The following is a 15702-nucleotide window of genomic DNA, read 5'->3' on the forward strand; positions in this document are numbered from 1 at the left end:
ATTTGGAACATGCTCCAAATTTCACAAATAACCTTTCCATCTTATGGTAACATCCAGGTCTATAGTCTCGATTTCTCCTTGGATTTGGTGGAAATTACAGCTAACTAGGAGAAATTAAGGAATGTTAATCTTTGGGTTCAACGTGAACCTGCACATTCATGATGTTATGCAGCTTGCTCATCCGCTCTTCGATGGAGTCACTGATGGCATGGCCCTCCATTACCGTCATCTGTGCATTCACTTGTACCACTACATCAACCAGCACATGATTGCCATGAACCCGGGCTTTCAAATCCTTAATGCCCTCCACACCCGGTGTCCGGGCAATGGTGCTGCGCAGATCAAGCAGTTTATCTTCGTCAAAGCCGTCAGTCAGCCGGTAAGTGGAGTCGCGGAATATATCCCAGGCCGTCTTGGAGATCAGCAGTCCTACCGCAACAGCAGCAGCTGAATCGATCCAAGGAAGGCCGAACTGGGCTCCGACAATTCCTACAGCAGCTCCGATACTAACCATGGCATCCGAGAAATTATCCTTGGCTGCAGCCATCAGCGCGTTGTTGTTAATCTGCTTCGCCAAACGCTTGTTATATATATATACCCCCATCATGGCTACGGCACACACCAGGGCAACTCCCGCCGACCAGAGCTGCGGCGTTGCCTTCGCCCCTTCAAACAAGGATCGCACTGCTTCCACAATAACCTGGATGCCGACCATCGCCATGATAAAAGAAGCCATTAGCGCAGCAACCGTCTCGGCCCGGAAATGCCCGTAGGTATGATCTGAATCCGGCGGCTTCCGTGAGATGCGCAGACCAATCAGCACGGCCAGTGAAGCAACAATATCGGTCAGATTGTTAAAGCCGTCTGCCAGGAGAGCGCTGGAAGCGAACAAGTAGCCGCAGACCAGCTTGAAAGCAGACAAGACCAGATAAGCGACAATACTGACCAGTGCGCCTTTTTCTCCTTTGCGTATATCTTCATAAATATCGGCCATCCCTGCTACCCCCTGTCAATCTCCATCCTTGTCACATAAATACAGGAAAACTTTCTTTGAGTTATTCTTGCCCTTGTGGCAGCATTTAAAAACAATTAGAATAAGGAAAAGGACTTGCTGCCTAAGGGGGTTAACATAATGAGCGAGAACAATGATAAACCAAAAATTAATTTGGCCGAGGCGATCCGCCAGAAGCTTGAACAGAAGAAACAGCATGCTTCAGGTAAACCGGGTTCAACTTTTCAAGCCGGTTCCGCGAAACCGCTGAAAAGCCAGAACAATAAGAAGCCAAACAATCAGCGCCGTCGTACAGGCGGATCCTAGGCTTCTTACACTCTTATATGTGAACATAAACGGCTGCGTTATCCCTTCCGGGACGACGCAGCCGTTTTCGTATGAACTCATTACCGTTCATCCTACCACTATCTAGTTCTTAAGCCTCTACAGGATACATGCGTGCACGCATTTCCTTAATTTCCGGATTCTCCAGATATTCATCATAGCTCATCGAGCGGTCGATGACACCAGCCGGTGTAATTTCAATAATGCGGTTGGCGATTGTCTGGATAAACTGATGGTCATGGGAAGTGAACAGGATAGTGCCGTCAAAGTCGATCAGGCCGTTATTGAGCGCTGTGATCGATTCCAGATCCAAGTGGTTGGTTGGCTCATCGAACACGAGCACATTCGCCCCGTTCAGCATCATCTTGGCCAGCATGCAGCGGACCTTCTCGCCCCCGGACAGTACGCTCGCCTTCTTCAGCGCTTCTTCACCGGCAAATAGCATCCGGCCCAGGAATCCGCGCAGGAAAGTTTCATCCTGATCCTTGGAATACTGACGCAGCCATTCTACCAGATTCATGTTCACACCGTCGAAATAACTCGAGTTATCCTTAGGGAAATAAGCCTGGGTTGTTGTAACGCCCCAGGTATATTCACCGGCATCCGCTTCCTTCTCGCCCATTAGGACATCGAACAGCAGTGATTTCGGCTGGGAGTATGGACCTACAAAAGCAATTTTATCGCCCTTGTTCACGACAAAGCTGACTTCATCCAGCAGCTGCTCACCGTCAACCGACTTGCTCAGTCCGCTGACCGTAAGCAGCTGTTTGCCGGCTTCACGTTCAGGCTTGAAGTTCAGGAACGGATATTTACGGTTGGAGGGACGGATATCGTCCAGTGTAATCTTCTCCAGCTGCTTCTTACGGGAAGTAGCCTGTTTCGATTTGGAAGCATTAGCCGAGAAGCGCTGGATAAAAGCTTGCAGCTCCTTCATCTTGTCTTCCTTCTTCTTGTTCGAGTCGCGCTGCAGGGCCTGGGCCAGTTGGCTGGACTCGTACCAGAAGTCATAGTTGCCGACGTACATCTGGATTTTGCCGAAATCGATATCTGCAATATGCGTGCAGACCTTGTTCAGGAAGTGACGGTCATGGGATACCACGATAACGGTGCCTTCGTAGTCCATAAGGAAGTTCTCCAGCCAGCCGATGGATTCAAGATCCAAATGGTTGGTAGGCTCATCGAGCAGCAGGTTGTTCGGACGTCCGAACAGGGCTTGCGCCAGGAGTACCCGGACCTTTTCGTTGCCGCTGAGTTCGGCCATTTTCTTGTCATGCATTTCGCGCATAATACCAAGTCCGATCAGCATCGCAGCAGCATCCGGCTCTGCATCCCAGCCGTTCAGTTCAGCGAATTCGCCTTCCAGCTCACCGGCGCGAAGTCCGTCAGCTTCCGTGAAGTCGCTCTTGGCATACAGGGAATCCTTCTCCTTCATGATCTCATAAAGGCGGGTATGGCCCATAATTACCGTTTCCAGTACCAGGAATTCGTCATACTCGAAATGGTTCTGTTTCAGTATAGCCAGACGTTCACCGGGTGTAATATGCACATCGCCGATGTTGGCTTCGATCTCTCCGGACAGGATCTTTAGAAAGGTCGATTTGCCGGCGCCGTTCGCGCCAATCAGACCATAGCAGTTGCCGGGTGTGAATTTTATGTTTACGTCCTCAAATAGTGCGCGTTTTCCGTAGCGGAGTGTTACGCCGCTTGTGCTAATCATTAAGCATTACCATCCTTTTCACTTAGGGTTCCGGCTCATTATAGCATAAAATCAAGGCAAATGGCCCGTAATTGTAGCCCTTTAAGGGGCATCTTTGCCCTTTTCCAGGCAAATATCTTATCAAGTGGAAACAACTTTGCCGTCCTTTTAAGGAAGGCACCGTTTCAGCGAGAAATAGAAGGATAAGTTATTGTGTGAAACATATAATTTCTTATATTTTTAAGTAGAAGGGTTATGCGGGCCTCCTACCGGTCAGCCGCCGGCAGTTATTGTCCGGGCGGGCGCTCTTCGGGATGCACTACCAGTGTTTCCCCATAACCTAATGTACGGATACGTTCCTCGCTGATCCCTTGTGCAACACGCGCCAGCTCCATTCGGTCCAGCGCTTCGCGCGCGGTGTCATCAGCCAGCCGGAACGTCCCGAAATGCATCGGAATCATGATCTCTGCCCCTACATCCAGAAATGCCTGCACAGCCTCCTCGGGATTCACATGCTGGGAGTTCATGAACCACTCCGGCTCATAGGCCCCGATGGGCATCAGTGCGACATGCAGCTTAAAGCGGCTGCCAATCTCCTTGAAGCCCGGGAAGAAGCCGCTGTCTCCGGCAAAATACAGATTCGGCGGAAGCTTGCGCTGCCCCTTGCCCTCATCACCCTCCGGATGCTTCCGCGGGTCCGCCGGCTGCAGCACATAACCGCCCCAGTGCGAAGAATTCGTATCAAACGGTGTCCGCCGGGTCCAGTGCTGGGTCGGGACAAAGGTCAGCTTGACGGCACCGAGCGTAAGCTCCTGCCACCACTGCATCTCCAGGCAGTCCGTGAATCCTTTGCGGAGCATTTTGCGCTTGAGTCCTTCCGGGACCACAAGGGTCGTCGTACCTGCCCGGTACAATTTGCGGATGGAAGCGATGTGCAGATGATCATAATGCGAATGGGAAATCAGAATAAGGTCTATCGGCGGCATATCGCCAAGGGGTATGCCCGGCTGCCCGATCCGCTTCTCAAACCCCAGTCTGCGCGCCCAGATCGGGTCCGTAATGATATTAAGCCCTTCATATTGCAGAAAAAAAGTGGAGTGCCCGATCCACGTAATCGTTGTTTCCAGCCGGTTCCCGGCCAGATAACTCAGCTGCGGCGGATGATTCGGCACCTTATAGGTGTAATCCTTCTTCTTCCTGCGGCGTTCCTCGCGCCATTGACGGAATTCCTTAAGCGTTTTATCGGTACTTACATTATCGATGTTGTTGTAGCGTATTTTAGCCATGGTTGAAACCACTCCTTATAACCGCTCTGCCGGATCTCTCTGGTGCGGCAAATCAGATACTCTTAACTATAGGGTTCCACAGAGCTATTTGCAAAATCACAGAGGTGTGCAGGTGTGCGTACATGAGTGTACCGATGTGTAATGCCACCCCTTACAAATGTTACCCATTTGGCCCAAACGGAAACGTCAGTGTGAAATAGAGGAGTAACAAATCTGCCGCTGACAGCGGTTATGAATCAGCAAATCTGGAGGCAACAGCGGCCACAAGTCCAAATGTACACCGCAGTAATGACTGGGCTGGAAGTTATTAACTTATGTATATCTTATCTATTCTAATATTTTAAATTTTAGCGGGTTTAGACCTATGCCCTTTTGTGTTCCACCGCTGAAATGATGTAAAATGCGGGTAAAGCGCACGGTGCTTATGCCACTTATCAAAGAGGAGCTGACGTATGAAGATTACCTTTATTGAACCGACTCCGAGTCCAAATACGATGAAGCTTCACCTGGACGAAACCCTTACACCCGGCATCCGCCGGACCTACACGCCGGAAAGCCGGCGCTCTGCCCCTTCCTGGGCGCAGGATATGCTGGAAATCCCGGGCGTCACCAGTATCTATCACGCTGCCGATTTCGCCGCCCTGGAACGCAAGGGCAGTGCTGATTGGGCCGCTATTCTCCGCGAGGTCCAGAACCGCTTCGGCGCGGACGGCCTCGCCGCCGATTTCAGCCTGGAGGATGAGAACGCCGGCGCCCATTTCGGGGAAGCCCAGGTGTTCGTGCAGATGTTCCGCGCGATCCCGATTCAGATCCGCGTCAAGACCGGCGCGAAGGAGGAGCGCATCGCGTTGTCGAGCCGCTTCACGCAGGCGGTGACCGATGTGGCCAGCGCCGTGCTGATCAAGGAGCGCAAGCTCACCGATTACGGCGTACGCTACGGCGAGCCGCCGGACATTGCGCGCGAGGTCGAGCAGGAGCTGGAGGCGGCGTATCCGCAGGAACGCCTCGACTCCCTCGTGCAGCAGGCGATCGCGCACGGGGCTGCCGGCGAGTTCGTCGAGCAGCGGCACAAGAAGGAGCAGGCCGAGCTGCTGCGAGACCTGCATGATGAGGACTGGCGCGTACGCTACGCCGCGCTGGAGGATCTGGCGCCGAGCGAGCAGCTCCTGCCGGAGCTGCGCACGGCGCTGCATGACCCCAAGCTGCATATCCGCAGATTGGCGGTCGTGTACCTTGGCGACATCCGCACGCCAGGGGCGATGGAGCTGCTCTATGAGGCGATGCAGGACAGCGCCCCCGCCGTCCGGCGCACCGCCGGCGACACGCTGTCCGACATCGGCGACCCGGCAGCGACGCCGGTGATGACGGCGTCGCTGAGTGACGCCAGCAAGCTGGTGCGCTGGCGGGCGGCACGCTTCCTGTATGAGGTAGGGACAGCCGAAGCCCAGGAGGCGCTGACGGTTGCAGCCGATGATCCTGAATTCGAGGTAGGGCTGCAGGCTAAGATGGCGCTGGAGCGGATTCTGTCCGGCGAAGAGGCCGCGGGCACCGTCTGGCAGCAGATGTCGGAGCGCCGGCGGACCTGACGTCAACCTGCCGTATTTTGTCATTGCCTGCGAGGCAAAGTTGCATTATACTGATTCCTGTTGTTCATATCGTTACAAGATAGCCTCATCATACCTAGGATGAGGTAGAGGTCGCGGATATAAAGAGTACGCGCGTGGAGATGCCTAAGAGCCATCTATGATACGTGCCGAAAGGAATATCCGCCGAAATCCGGGCTGCTGCTCTTAGTTTAGCAGCGCGGATTGGGGCCGTCAGCCGAAAGGCGCGGAACTGTCACCGTGTACTTGCCTGCCAGGAAACTGCGGGAATTGCACCGTGTTGCGCTATCTTAACAGGGAGTATGATGCGGAGCCTATAATCAGGAAACCGCAGCGTCCGTCTGCGGTTTTTTTGTGTGCATAACGCTAAGCAGAAAACACAGGGCCAAGCAGGCTGCAGCAACTCCCCGCTGTGAACCGAACCAACAACTTAAAGGGAGTGTCCTATTCATGCAAGCGAAGCAAGAGAAGCAGCCGGCTGCACAGGCGGGTAACGCCAATACTCCGGGCCTGCGCAAAACATTCAAAGCAAGACATCTGACCATGATCGCCCTGGGCGGTTCCATCGGAACCGGGCTGTTCTTGGCCAGCGGCGGTGCGATCGCCTCCTCAGGTCCGGGCGGAGCACTGCTTGCCTATACCGCAGTCGGCATTATGGTCTATTTCCTGATGACCAGCCTCGGTGAGCTGGCTACCTATTTGCCGGATTCCGGTTCTTTCAGCACGTACGGAACCCGGTTTGTCAGCCCCGCCTTCGGCTTCGCCATCGGCTGGAACTTCTGGTACAACTGGGCGGTAACGATAGCAGCGGAACTATCGGCTGCTACCGTCATTATTAAATACTGGTTCCCGGACAGCCCTTCCATGCTCTGGAGCCTGTTGTTCCTGCTGATCATGTTCGGCCTGAACTTCCTCTCCTCGCGCGGTTATGGCGAGTCGGAATATTGGTTTGCCATCATTAAAATCATCACCGTCATTGTCTTCCTCGTTGTCGGTGTCCTTATGATCTTCGGTATTATGGGCGGTAAAGCGGTGGGATTCAGCAACTTCCAGCTGGGAGGCAGTTCGTTCCATGGCGGCTTCTTCGCCTTCGTCGGCGTCTTCATGGCCGCCGGATTCTCCTTCCAGGGGACAGAGCTGGTCGGGGTCGCTGCGGGAGAGAGTGAGAATCCCCGCAAGAATGTACCGGTGGCCATCCGCCAGGTATTCTGGCGCATCCTTATCTTCTATATTTTCGCCATTCTCGTAATCGGTCTGCTCATTCCTTATACCAATCCCGATCTGCTCCGCGGCGGGATCGATGATATCGGTGTCAGCCCGTTCACGATCGTCTTTAACAAAGCCGGACTGGCAATTGCGGCTTCCGTAATGAACGCCGTCATCCTCAGCTCCGTGCTGTCTGCCGGTAATTCCGGGATGTACGCCTCTACACGTGTCCTGTACGCCATGGCGAAGGACGGCATGGCTCCTCGTGCCCTTGGCAAGCTGAACCGCAGAGGCGTGCCTGTAGGCGCACTGCTCGTGACCACAGCTGTCGGCATGCTGGCCTTCCTCGCCTCCTTCTTCGGAGACGGCGCGGTTTACAACTGGCTGCTGAACGCCTCCGGGATGTGCGGCTTCATCAACTGGCTCGGGATTGCCGTCTGTCATTACCGCTTCCGCCGCGCCTTCGTCAAGCAGGGGCATTCGCTGGATGAACTGCCTTACCGGGCGAAATGGTTCCCGTTTGGTCCGCTGTTTGCCTTCGCCCTCTGCATGGTGGCCGTATTCGGCCAGAACATGGGCGCCTTCACCGGATCCAAGATCGACTGGTACGGCATTCTGGTCTCTTATGTCAGCGTACCTCTGTTCCTCCTGATCTGGCTGGGCTACGGCTGGTTCCGCAAGAGCAGCATTGTCCCGCTGGACAAATGTGATCTGAGCACTCACGCAGAGTAACTCTTTGCAGGTCATATATTCAAGCGCCAAGCCTATATACAACAATTGGAAACGGCTACGCCGTCCTTTAAAGGACGGCGTATTTCAGCGAGAAATAGAAGGTTAAGTTAACATGTGAGCCATATAATTTCTTATATTTTGAACAAAATCACCCTTACGGGTGAAGCAAGCTGAGGGCTTGTGCGGCTTATGCGACCTGTCTCGCATCCTTGGAAATCAAGGGCACTAATGCTCCTCATTCCCTCCTTTGGCCAACGTGTGGCGGAATTAGTGGGATTTATCCCTTTGAATTTTCACCAGACTACTTCTGGCGGATTCAGTGCAAAGACCGGTTTCGACCACATCATCGTGGTCTGAACCGGTCTTTTTTTGCGTCAGGAGATTAAGTTAAGTATGCTTTTGTACTGAAGAACGTCCCCTTGGAGCTGTTGGTTATGCCCAGGTTGTGATTGTCTCAACCGGCAGGCGGTAGGAAGGGTAACCTTCTTTGGCTGCTTTCCCTATCGAGATCAGCATGACCGGCTGGAACCGGTCTTTGTCCAGGCCAAAAGCTTCAGCAATCTTGTCCTTCTCATAACCGGCCATCGGGTTGGTGTCATATCCATGGGCCCGGGCAACAAGCATCAGCTGCATCGAAATAAGCCCCGAGTCAATCAGATTCACATCACGCAGCTCGGATGCAGATATTCCCGCATAATAAGGCTTCACTTGTTGCAGCTGTATATCCTTGACGTCGCTCGGCATGTAACCAAGCTCCACCGATTTTCCGAAAATCTCGTCTATATATTCAACATTCTTTGCATCGTAAAATACCGCAATAACTGCCGAGGAAGTCAGAGCTTGCGTTTGGTTGAAGGAGGCCAGCGGTGCAAGTTTTTCTTTGCCTTCCGCACTGTCAATAACAAGGAAACGCCATGGCTGCATGTTAATGGCAGACGGTGCACGGGAGGCTTCCGCCAGAATCTCGGTCATTTCCTCCCGGCTGATTTTCACTTCAGGATCATAGGCCTTCACGGAACGGCGCTCCAGAACGATTTCATTGAAATCGTTGGTTGTATGGTATTTCCCGGTCATTGTACTCATGTTGATTTCTCTCCTTTATTTATAGGTTTATCTTCACTACAAGAATTCTAAACTATGAAGTATACTTTATAGCAAGAGGGAAAAACGGGGGGATTTAACATGAAGATTAGTGAAGTCGCAAAAATTGTTGACCTGCCTATATCAACCATCCGGTACTATGAGAAAATGGGCATTATCACGGATGAATATATCCTCAGGGAAGAGAACAATTACCGGAATTATGATGTAGAGATCATTCGTCACTTGGGTGTTGTGAAAAATTGTTTAGCTGTCGGTTTTTCAATTAATGATATCAGATCCATGATCTCTAAAAATGGAATCTCCAAAGAAGAACAAACACGTATTATCAAAGCTAAAATAGCAGATATTGAAGCTGCAAAAAAAAACCTTGAGGATTCCAAGCAATCTCTTTATGACCTTCTTGAACAGGATATAACGTGCGAGGACGGGTTCGGAAAGTACTCTTGAGCGCTTCCGGCGTTTATCCGGAATTACAACAAGCAGGGATGTCCCGCAGCCTATCGGCGCGGCAGACATCCCTGTTTGTTTGCTGTCCTGATGTAATTTTTATTTTGGGGGCAAGCTAACACATATTCACAATCTGTAATCTAAGGAGACAGCCATGAAAAAAATTTGGATCACCGCTCTGCTGGCGCTTCTCTTCACCCTTAACAGCCCGGTGAGTTCAGCCGCTCCTGAGTATGCTAAATGGGGTATCGTAGCTGTGAAAGCAGCGCAGCAGAAATACAATGCCGAGGTTATTGATTATAAGCATGTAGGCCGTACTCAAATAAAGCCAACGCTTGCGGAGGAGAAATTCAAGCTGTGGATCCGGAGCAAAGACGGCCGGGAATTCGGCATATTCGTTATGGTCCGCTTTGACCCGTCAGACGATCAGCTTCAAACCATTCTTTTCTCGGAGACGGATCAATGGAGATAAAGCTATACTGTATCCCTTTCAGTACTCTTATTTCCAAGTCACATACACCTTAAGGTCCCCTGTATTCTCAAAAGGTGAACTGTTGAATGCCAGATTATCCAGCCCTATTTCATAGAGGACCTGCAGGTCCTGCCTCAGCAGCTTCTCACTGCCCCGGTATCGGAATAGCAGTGAGAACTGGCCTGAATCCGCCGCCTGCTGCGCAAGCTTTTTCAAGTCTGCCGCCGAAGCGATCACTTGATCCTCCTCATACAGCCTGTAATCCAGAACCTCCTGCAGCTTCTTGTATCCGTCTGTCCCCTGTCCGCCCCGGCTGACCAGCTGTGACAGTGTCTGGGCATAACCGGTTGAAGCAGCCGGATACGTCTTGGTCCAGCTGTGGTCACGGCGCATCTGGGCATCCGTTCTCATGTAATACACCGTACTGATCCCGCCCTCCGGACTAGGCTCCGGATCATCCCAGGTCGTATCGAGATGATACCAGAGTCCATCCAGATGCACGAGATTCCAGGCATGCGACTGGGCAACGCCCCCCTCGGGCCTCGCCGTACCCTCCACAATTCTATTCGGGATACCCGCTCCCAGCAGCAGCTTATAGGTCAGCAGGGAATACCCCTGACATACCGCACTGCCCGTCTGAAGTCCTTCATACGCCGTATATTTACTGTATGAATTATCATATTGCAAATGCAGCACCACCCAGTCGTGGATGACTTTGACTTTCTGATGGCTGCTCATCCCCGGTGTAATTAATTCCTGCAGAACAGCCTTCACCTGCTTGTTAACATATGCTGTCTGCTGCAGCGTCTCCCGGTACTCCACCTGAACCGTCACATTGGCAGAGCGTGTGCTCCCCCGGTAAGAAAACGCATAGCTGTCAATAATATAATAGAGGTACGGATCGCTCCCCATCGCCTGATCGATGGCCGTCTGCACCTGGCTCTTCAGCTTATTGGTCTTGCCCTGATAAGTGAAGGTAATTGTCTCCCTGCGGTTGCTCATCGCCCCGGTCAGCTTCTGTGTCATCTCATTGACAGAATGCAGCACCACAGAATCAGCAGCAGCATAGGCATGCTCATACCCCCAGTATGTTGCGGGAGGGATAGCAGCAAAAACCAGCATGCCGCAAATCACGGTCTTCATCAGCGATATACGTCTCTTCCCCATAGCCTTCAAGTGCCTCCTGCAATCTATATAATGGATGATTAGCCGTTTACTCTATAGTAAATGCCGGAAATCCCCTGTATACAACTCCAACCCCCGAAACCTTTGAACCTGAACCTGAGATACCTGCTATATTCCTTATTATCGGCCCGGCACACCCGGCGCATAAGTACCCGCCCCATAAATATTATCATGACAAGCACTGGTGGGCGGGTGAGTGGGTGGGGGGCTGGCGGCGGAGTGTGCCGGGGCAGGCAGAATGCTCAGGAGGTATGCGGGCGTGAAAATGGATCATTAAAAAGCCGCTGCCTCCCGGTCCATCTCCGGGAAGCAGCGGCTTCGTCTGCACTTATCTATGAATTGTATCCGGCGGCAAAAGCCTACACTTAAGCGTTCGCGTCACGTTCACTGCTTACAGCCTAGATCGTCACAAGATATGTCACGCCTGCCTTAACCTCAATGGCGGTATCTACTACCTGCGCGCTGCCGTCAGGAAGCAGCAGCTTCAGCGATTGCGCATAGCTGAGACGCAGCCTCCCATCGTACTTCGCTGTGATCCGGGCGGATATCAGCATTCCATCCTGCCAGTCCATGTCAACCACATAGCCGCCGCGTGCCTTCAGGCCGCTAATCCGGCCGTTCTTCCAGGCTCCGGGCAGCGCCGGAAGCAGCGCAAGGTCACCCAGATGACTCTGCAGCAGCATTTCCGCAATCCCCGCGGCAGCGCCGAAATTACCGTCAATCTGAAACGGCGGATGCGCGTCGAACAGATTCGGATAGACCGAACGGGTTAACAGCGTACGGACAAAGCCATAAGCCGACTCGCCGTCCTCCAGCCGGGCATACAGATTAATCAGCCAGGCGCAGCTCCAGCCGGTGTGACCGCCGCCGGAAGCGATCCGCTTCTGAAGCGATATACGGCTCGCCTCCAGCAGCTCCGGTGTATCCCGTTTGTTGATCCGGTTGCCCGGATAGAGACTGTATAAGTGCGACACATGACGGTGTCCCGGCTCGGATTCAGTGAAGTCATAGATCCACTCCTGCAACCGCCCGTCCTCAGCAATCTTCAGCGGTGACAGACGGGAGAGCGTCTTCTCCAATTCAGCCTGGAACTCCGGGTCCACGCCGAGAATCCGTGCAGCCTGCAGGCAGTGCTGCATTAATTCATTGATCAGGCTCATATCCATAGCCGAGCCCATGGATATGCTGCTGGCTCTGCCGTCTTCTGTTACAAAACGGTTCTCCGGTGAAGTAGACGGGCTAGTCACCAGTTGGCCGTCCGGCCCTTCCACCAGCCAGTCCAGGCAGAATAGCGCCGCTCCCTTCATCAACGGATATGCCGTCGTCTCCAGATAAACGGCATCCGGCGTAAATTCGTAATGCTCCCACAGGTGGCGGGATAACCAGACGCCGCCCATTGGCCAGAAGGCCCAGCTAGCATCTCCGCCGGAAGGGTTAGATGCTTTCCACAAATCGACATTGTGATGCGCTACCCACCCGCGTGCCCCGTAATGAATGGCAGCCGTTCTGGCCCCTGTCTCACTGAGCTCCTTGATCAGCTCAATTAACGGCTCATGAAATTCACTGAGATTACAGACCTCTGCCAGCCAGTAATTCATCTGCGTATTAATATTGGTCGTATAATTGCTGTTCCATGGCGGCTGTACATGATTATTCCAGATGCCCTGCAGATTGGCGGCCTGCGTTCCGGCCCGCGAGCTGCCCATCAGCAGATAGCGGCCATATTGGAACAGCAGCGCTTCCAGTGCCGGGTCCTCCTGGCCGTTCTTATAGGCGGCCAGACGTTCATCGGTCGGCAGGTTGTCCGCTTCATGACCGCCCAGATCCAGATCCATGCGGCGGAATACCGCCTGATGATCTGCTGTATGCCGTCTCCGCAGCTCCTCATAGGACTTGTCCGCAGCAGCGGTCAGCCTGCTTGCACACACCTCCGCAGGGCTTACAATAACTGCGGCCCCCTTCGCCGCTCCGGCTTTCTTATGGCTTGCTCTGGAACGCACCTCTTCATAATCTGTGCCGGCCGCAAGCAGCAGCAGTACACGATCAGCGCCGGATATGACAAGCCTGCCATCCGAATGCCGGATGCTTCCCCCGGTTACCTGCACCTGCAAGTGCAGCTCGAAGGCAATTCCGAGACCATCCTCATAGCGAACCGCCACCGGATGATCCTGATGATAATTGTCGGAAATATGCGACGGGGAGCGGCCTTGGAGCACCAGCTCTTGCGCGCCTCCCGGGCTGACCGTATGCTTCAGCTGGCTGCTGAGAGCAAGCTCAAGCTGAAGTCCGCCCGGCTGCTCACTTGTGAGGTGAACGACACCTACCTTGTCCGGAGCACTGATAAAGACTTCCCGGGTAAATGCCCCCTGCTCATTCTGATACCTCACCTTGGCAATCCCGCTGTCCAGATCCAGTTCACGTTCATATGACGTGCAGTTCTCTACGCCAGCCTGCTCCAGCAGCAGATCACCCAGCGGCATATACGCCTGGGCATTCACTCCAAGCATATGCGCGTTGACCATATCCTCAGCTTCACCATATTTGCCGGAGGATACCAGCTCCCGTACCTTCTTCAAATACCGCAGGGCTTCATAGTTGTTCGTGTCCCGCGGAAATCCCGACCACAGGGTATCTTCATTCCACTGGATCTGTTCTTTGGAGGTTCCGCCAAACACCATGGCGCCCAAGTTCCCGTTCCCGAGCGGCAGCGCTTCTTCCCAGACTGCCGCCGGCTGGCCGTACTTTAATTTCCACGGGTGATGCCTGTTGTTATCCATTCTATTCTCGCCCTCCGTCATAGTATCTGAGTACGGCAAAAGGCCCTGACCTAAGTCGGGCCTTCGCTGTATGGAATGACCTACATCCAATTATTGATTAGAATGTTTTACCAGTCCACAGGGTTACTCTCTTTTTCACGAGCTCTGTGAATTCTTTTTCCATATCCTGAGCGCCTGCTTTGTCCAGCTCTGCCAGGAAGGCGTCATACACTTTATCGAAGTCTGCCGGTTTCGACAGGATGGCTTCAGGAATACGTTTGCGGATGATATCCTGTGTCTTCTTGAAGATTACCTGATATTTGCCGTCAGTTGGAACCGGCAGGTTGTACAGGGCGCCTGTTTCTTTGATCGGGAATTCATCTTCTTTAGGGAACAGATCTTTCCATGTAGTAGCCTTGTATCCTGCAAGTGATTCCTTCTCAGCATCGGAGTAAGAAGCTACGATCTGTTCCGGGAAGCTTGTAGTGTAGTAGTTGTCAGTGGAATCCTTCACACCATCACCGTAACGTGCACCAAAGATAAGGTACTGGCCAATCCCGGTTTTTTTCTGGGTGTTTGCGGTATCGTTAGCTAATCCGTCGCTGATTTCAGGAAGAACTTCGCGTTTACCATCTGCATTTACAGTGTAGTGCGTGCCTTCAATACCCCAGGCTCTAAGAATCTGACCTTCATCGGAAGACATCCAGTCCAGCCATTTGATGATCCGGACAGGGTCTTTGGCTGCAGTAGTGATCGCAAGACCGTAGCCGTCGATACCTGTCTGCATGAAGGAATGATCTTTATACTCATCGGATAGGGTTACAGGGAAGTGACCGTAAGTATATTCGTCTTTACCGGCTGCTTTCAGAGCATTCTCACCATCGGAATATTCCCATTCCTGCGAGATCAGGCCGAGTACACGGCCGCTGGCGACTTTAGCTTTGTATTGATCGTCTTTTTGTACGAAGGTATCCTTATCAAGCAGACCCTGAGCGTACATTCCGTTCAACCAGCGGAAATATTCTTTTTCAGCCGGACGTTTGTAGTGCAGCTGTGCTTCATAGGTTTCAGGATCTACATAATACTCGCCATCATCCGGTGCACCTGTTGTAGTGAAAGCCGGGTTTGTAACTGTGATCATGATTTTCCAGTCATCAGCGTTCAGCGTCAGCGGAATGGTAGGCTGACCGTCGGTTTCCGGATGCAGAGCCACATAATCCTTAAGCACTTTCTCATAATCTGCCAGTGTTTTGACTTCAGGATAGCCTAGCTCCTTCAATACGCGGTGTTGAATTTCAAATCCGCCTGTAGCATCGAAGGCTTGTTGGCCTACACCCATATTCGTAGGAATCTGATAGATCGCTTGGTCATCCAGGCTATATTTCAGACGGCCCATGTTTTCGCCGTAGACCTTCTTGAGGTTCGGAGCATATTTATCAATCAGTTCCGTCATATCAATAACCAGGCCGGCATCCACCAGGGTGCTCAGATTTCCTTTGGCGAAGATCAGATCAGGTACGTCGCCGCTGGCAGCCATCATCGGGATTTTTTGGTCGCCGCCGCCGCTGCCTACATCAAATTCAGCGTCAATAGTTACACCTGTTTTTTCAGTAATGGCTTTACCGACTTCATCCTGCATTTTGTTCCAGTTCGGACTGGCGTCACCGCCGAAGAATGAGATCGTAAACGGAGAGGTATCTAATGCGGTATCATCTGCTGCTGTATTAGTTGCTGCAGGTGTATTTCCTGTGTTGTTAGAAGTCGTGTTATTGGCCGCATTATTGTTATTGCCTCCACAACCGGCGATCAGCATAGAGCTCATAAGCATGAGTGTAAAGATTGTTTTGGTACTCTTGCGATTCATTGTATATCCCCCTT

12 protein-coding genes and 1 riboswitch are annotated in these 15702 nt (G+C 52.5%); of the genes, 5 read left to right on the forward strand and 7 right to left on the reverse strand.

Going from position 1 to position 15702, the window contains the following annotated elements; translation table 11 throughout:
- Nucleotides 1–124 precede the first annotated feature (124 nt).
- Nucleotides 125–994, reverse strand: a complete 870-nt coding sequence (locus tag R50912_RS28655; protein WP_042239722.1) for a cation diffusion facilitator family transporter — start codon at nucleotides 992–994, stop codon at nucleotides 125–127.
- Between the two features lie 138 nt (nucleotides 995–1132).
- Here R50912_RS28655 and R50912_RS28660 point away from each other — a divergent pair, with 138 nt between their 5' ends.
- Entirely contained in the window at nucleotides 1133–1318 is a 186-nt protein-coding gene (locus tag R50912_RS28660; protein WP_039309279.1) for a hypothetical protein, read from the forward strand.
- A gap of 109 nt (nucleotides 1319–1427) precedes the next feature.
- On the opposite strand, the gene R50912_RS28665 is transcribed toward R50912_RS28660, so the two are convergent.
- Entirely contained in the window at nucleotides 1428–3053 is a 1626-nt protein-coding gene (locus R50912_RS28665) for an ABC-F family ATP-binding cassette domain-containing protein (RefSeq protein ID WP_039309280.1), read from the reverse strand.
- A gap of 266 nt (nucleotides 3054–3319) precedes the next feature.
- Nucleotides 3320–4318, reverse strand: coding sequence for an MBL fold metallo-hydrolase (locus tag R50912_RS28670; protein WP_042239725.1), 999 nt, complete (start codon nucleotides 4316–4318; stop codon nucleotides 3320–3322).
- 452 nt (nucleotides 4319–4770) lie between these two features.
- Here R50912_RS28670 and R50912_RS28675 point away from each other — a divergent pair, with 452 nt between their 5' ends.
- Both R50912_RS28675 and R50912_RS28680 read left to right on the forward strand, forming a co-directional pair.
- Nucleotides 4771–5904, forward strand: coding sequence for a conserved virulence factor C family protein (locus R50912_RS28675; RefSeq protein WP_042239726.1), 1134 nt, complete (start codon nucleotides 4771–4773; stop codon nucleotides 5902–5904).
- A 97-nt stretch (nucleotides 5905–6001) separates the two neighbouring features.
- Nucleotides 6002–6218, forward strand: a riboswitch (Lysine riboswitch).
- Nucleotides 6219–6372: 154 nt separating this feature from the next.
- Nucleotides 6373–7860 (forward strand): amino acid permease, encoded by a 1488-nt coding sequence (locus R50912_RS28680; RefSeq protein ID WP_042239728.1) that lies wholly within the window; start codon nucleotides 6373–6375, stop codon nucleotides 7858–7860.
- A 432-nt stretch (nucleotides 7861–8292) separates the two neighbouring features.
- Here R50912_RS28680 and R50912_RS28685 read toward each other — a convergent pair whose 3' ends face one another.
- Complete coding sequence (locus R50912_RS28685; RefSeq protein WP_042239733.1) at nucleotides 8293–8943, reverse strand: nitroreductase family protein; 651 nt, start codon at nucleotides 8941–8943, stop codon at nucleotides 8293–8295.
- Between the two features lie 99 nt (nucleotides 8944–9042).
- On the opposite strand from R50912_RS28685, the gene R50912_RS28690 reads away from it, so the two are divergent.
- Complete coding sequence (locus R50912_RS28690) at nucleotides 9043–9411, forward strand: helix-turn-helix domain-containing protein (RefSeq protein WP_042239735.1); 369 nt, start codon at nucleotides 9043–9045, stop codon at nucleotides 9409–9411.
- Between the two features lie 154 nt (nucleotides 9412–9565).
- On the forward strand, nucleotides 9566–9883 hold the full coding sequence (locus R50912_RS28695) for a DUF3889 domain-containing protein (protein WP_042239737.1): 318 nt from the start codon (nucleotides 9566–9568) through the stop codon (nucleotides 9881–9883).
- A gap of 27 nt (nucleotides 9884–9910) precedes the next feature.
- On the opposite strand, the gene R50912_RS28700 is transcribed toward R50912_RS28695, so the two are convergent.
- The 3 genes from R50912_RS28700 to R50912_RS28710 all read right to left on the reverse strand — a co-directional run bounded on the left by R50912_RS28700 (nucleotide 9911) and on the right by R50912_RS28710 (nucleotide 15688).
- Nucleotides 9911–11050 carry a transglutaminase domain-containing protein gene (locus R50912_RS28700; protein WP_042239739.1) on the reverse strand — a complete coding sequence of 380 codons (1140 nt, stop codon included), beginning with the start codon at nucleotides 11048–11050 and terminating at the stop codon, nucleotides 9911–9913.
- A 416-nt stretch (nucleotides 11051–11466) separates the two neighbouring features.
- Nucleotides 11467–13845, reverse strand: coding sequence for a glycoside hydrolase family 95 protein (locus R50912_RS28705; protein WP_052416745.1), 2379 nt, complete (start codon nucleotides 13843–13845; stop codon nucleotides 11467–11469).
- Nucleotides 13846–13942: 97 nt separating this feature from the next.
- A complete protein-coding gene (locus R50912_RS28710) occupies nucleotides 13943–15688 on the reverse strand; it encodes an ABC transporter substrate-binding protein (RefSeq protein WP_042239741.1) in 1746 nt (581 codons plus the stop codon).
- Between the last annotated feature and the right edge of the window lie 14 nt (nucleotides 15689–15702).

The sequence above is a fragment of the Paenibacillus sp. FSL R5-0912 genome, from assembly GCF_000758605.1.
Taxonomy (GTDB): domain Bacteria; phylum Bacillota; class Bacilli; order Paenibacillales; family Paenibacillaceae; genus Paenibacillus_AQ.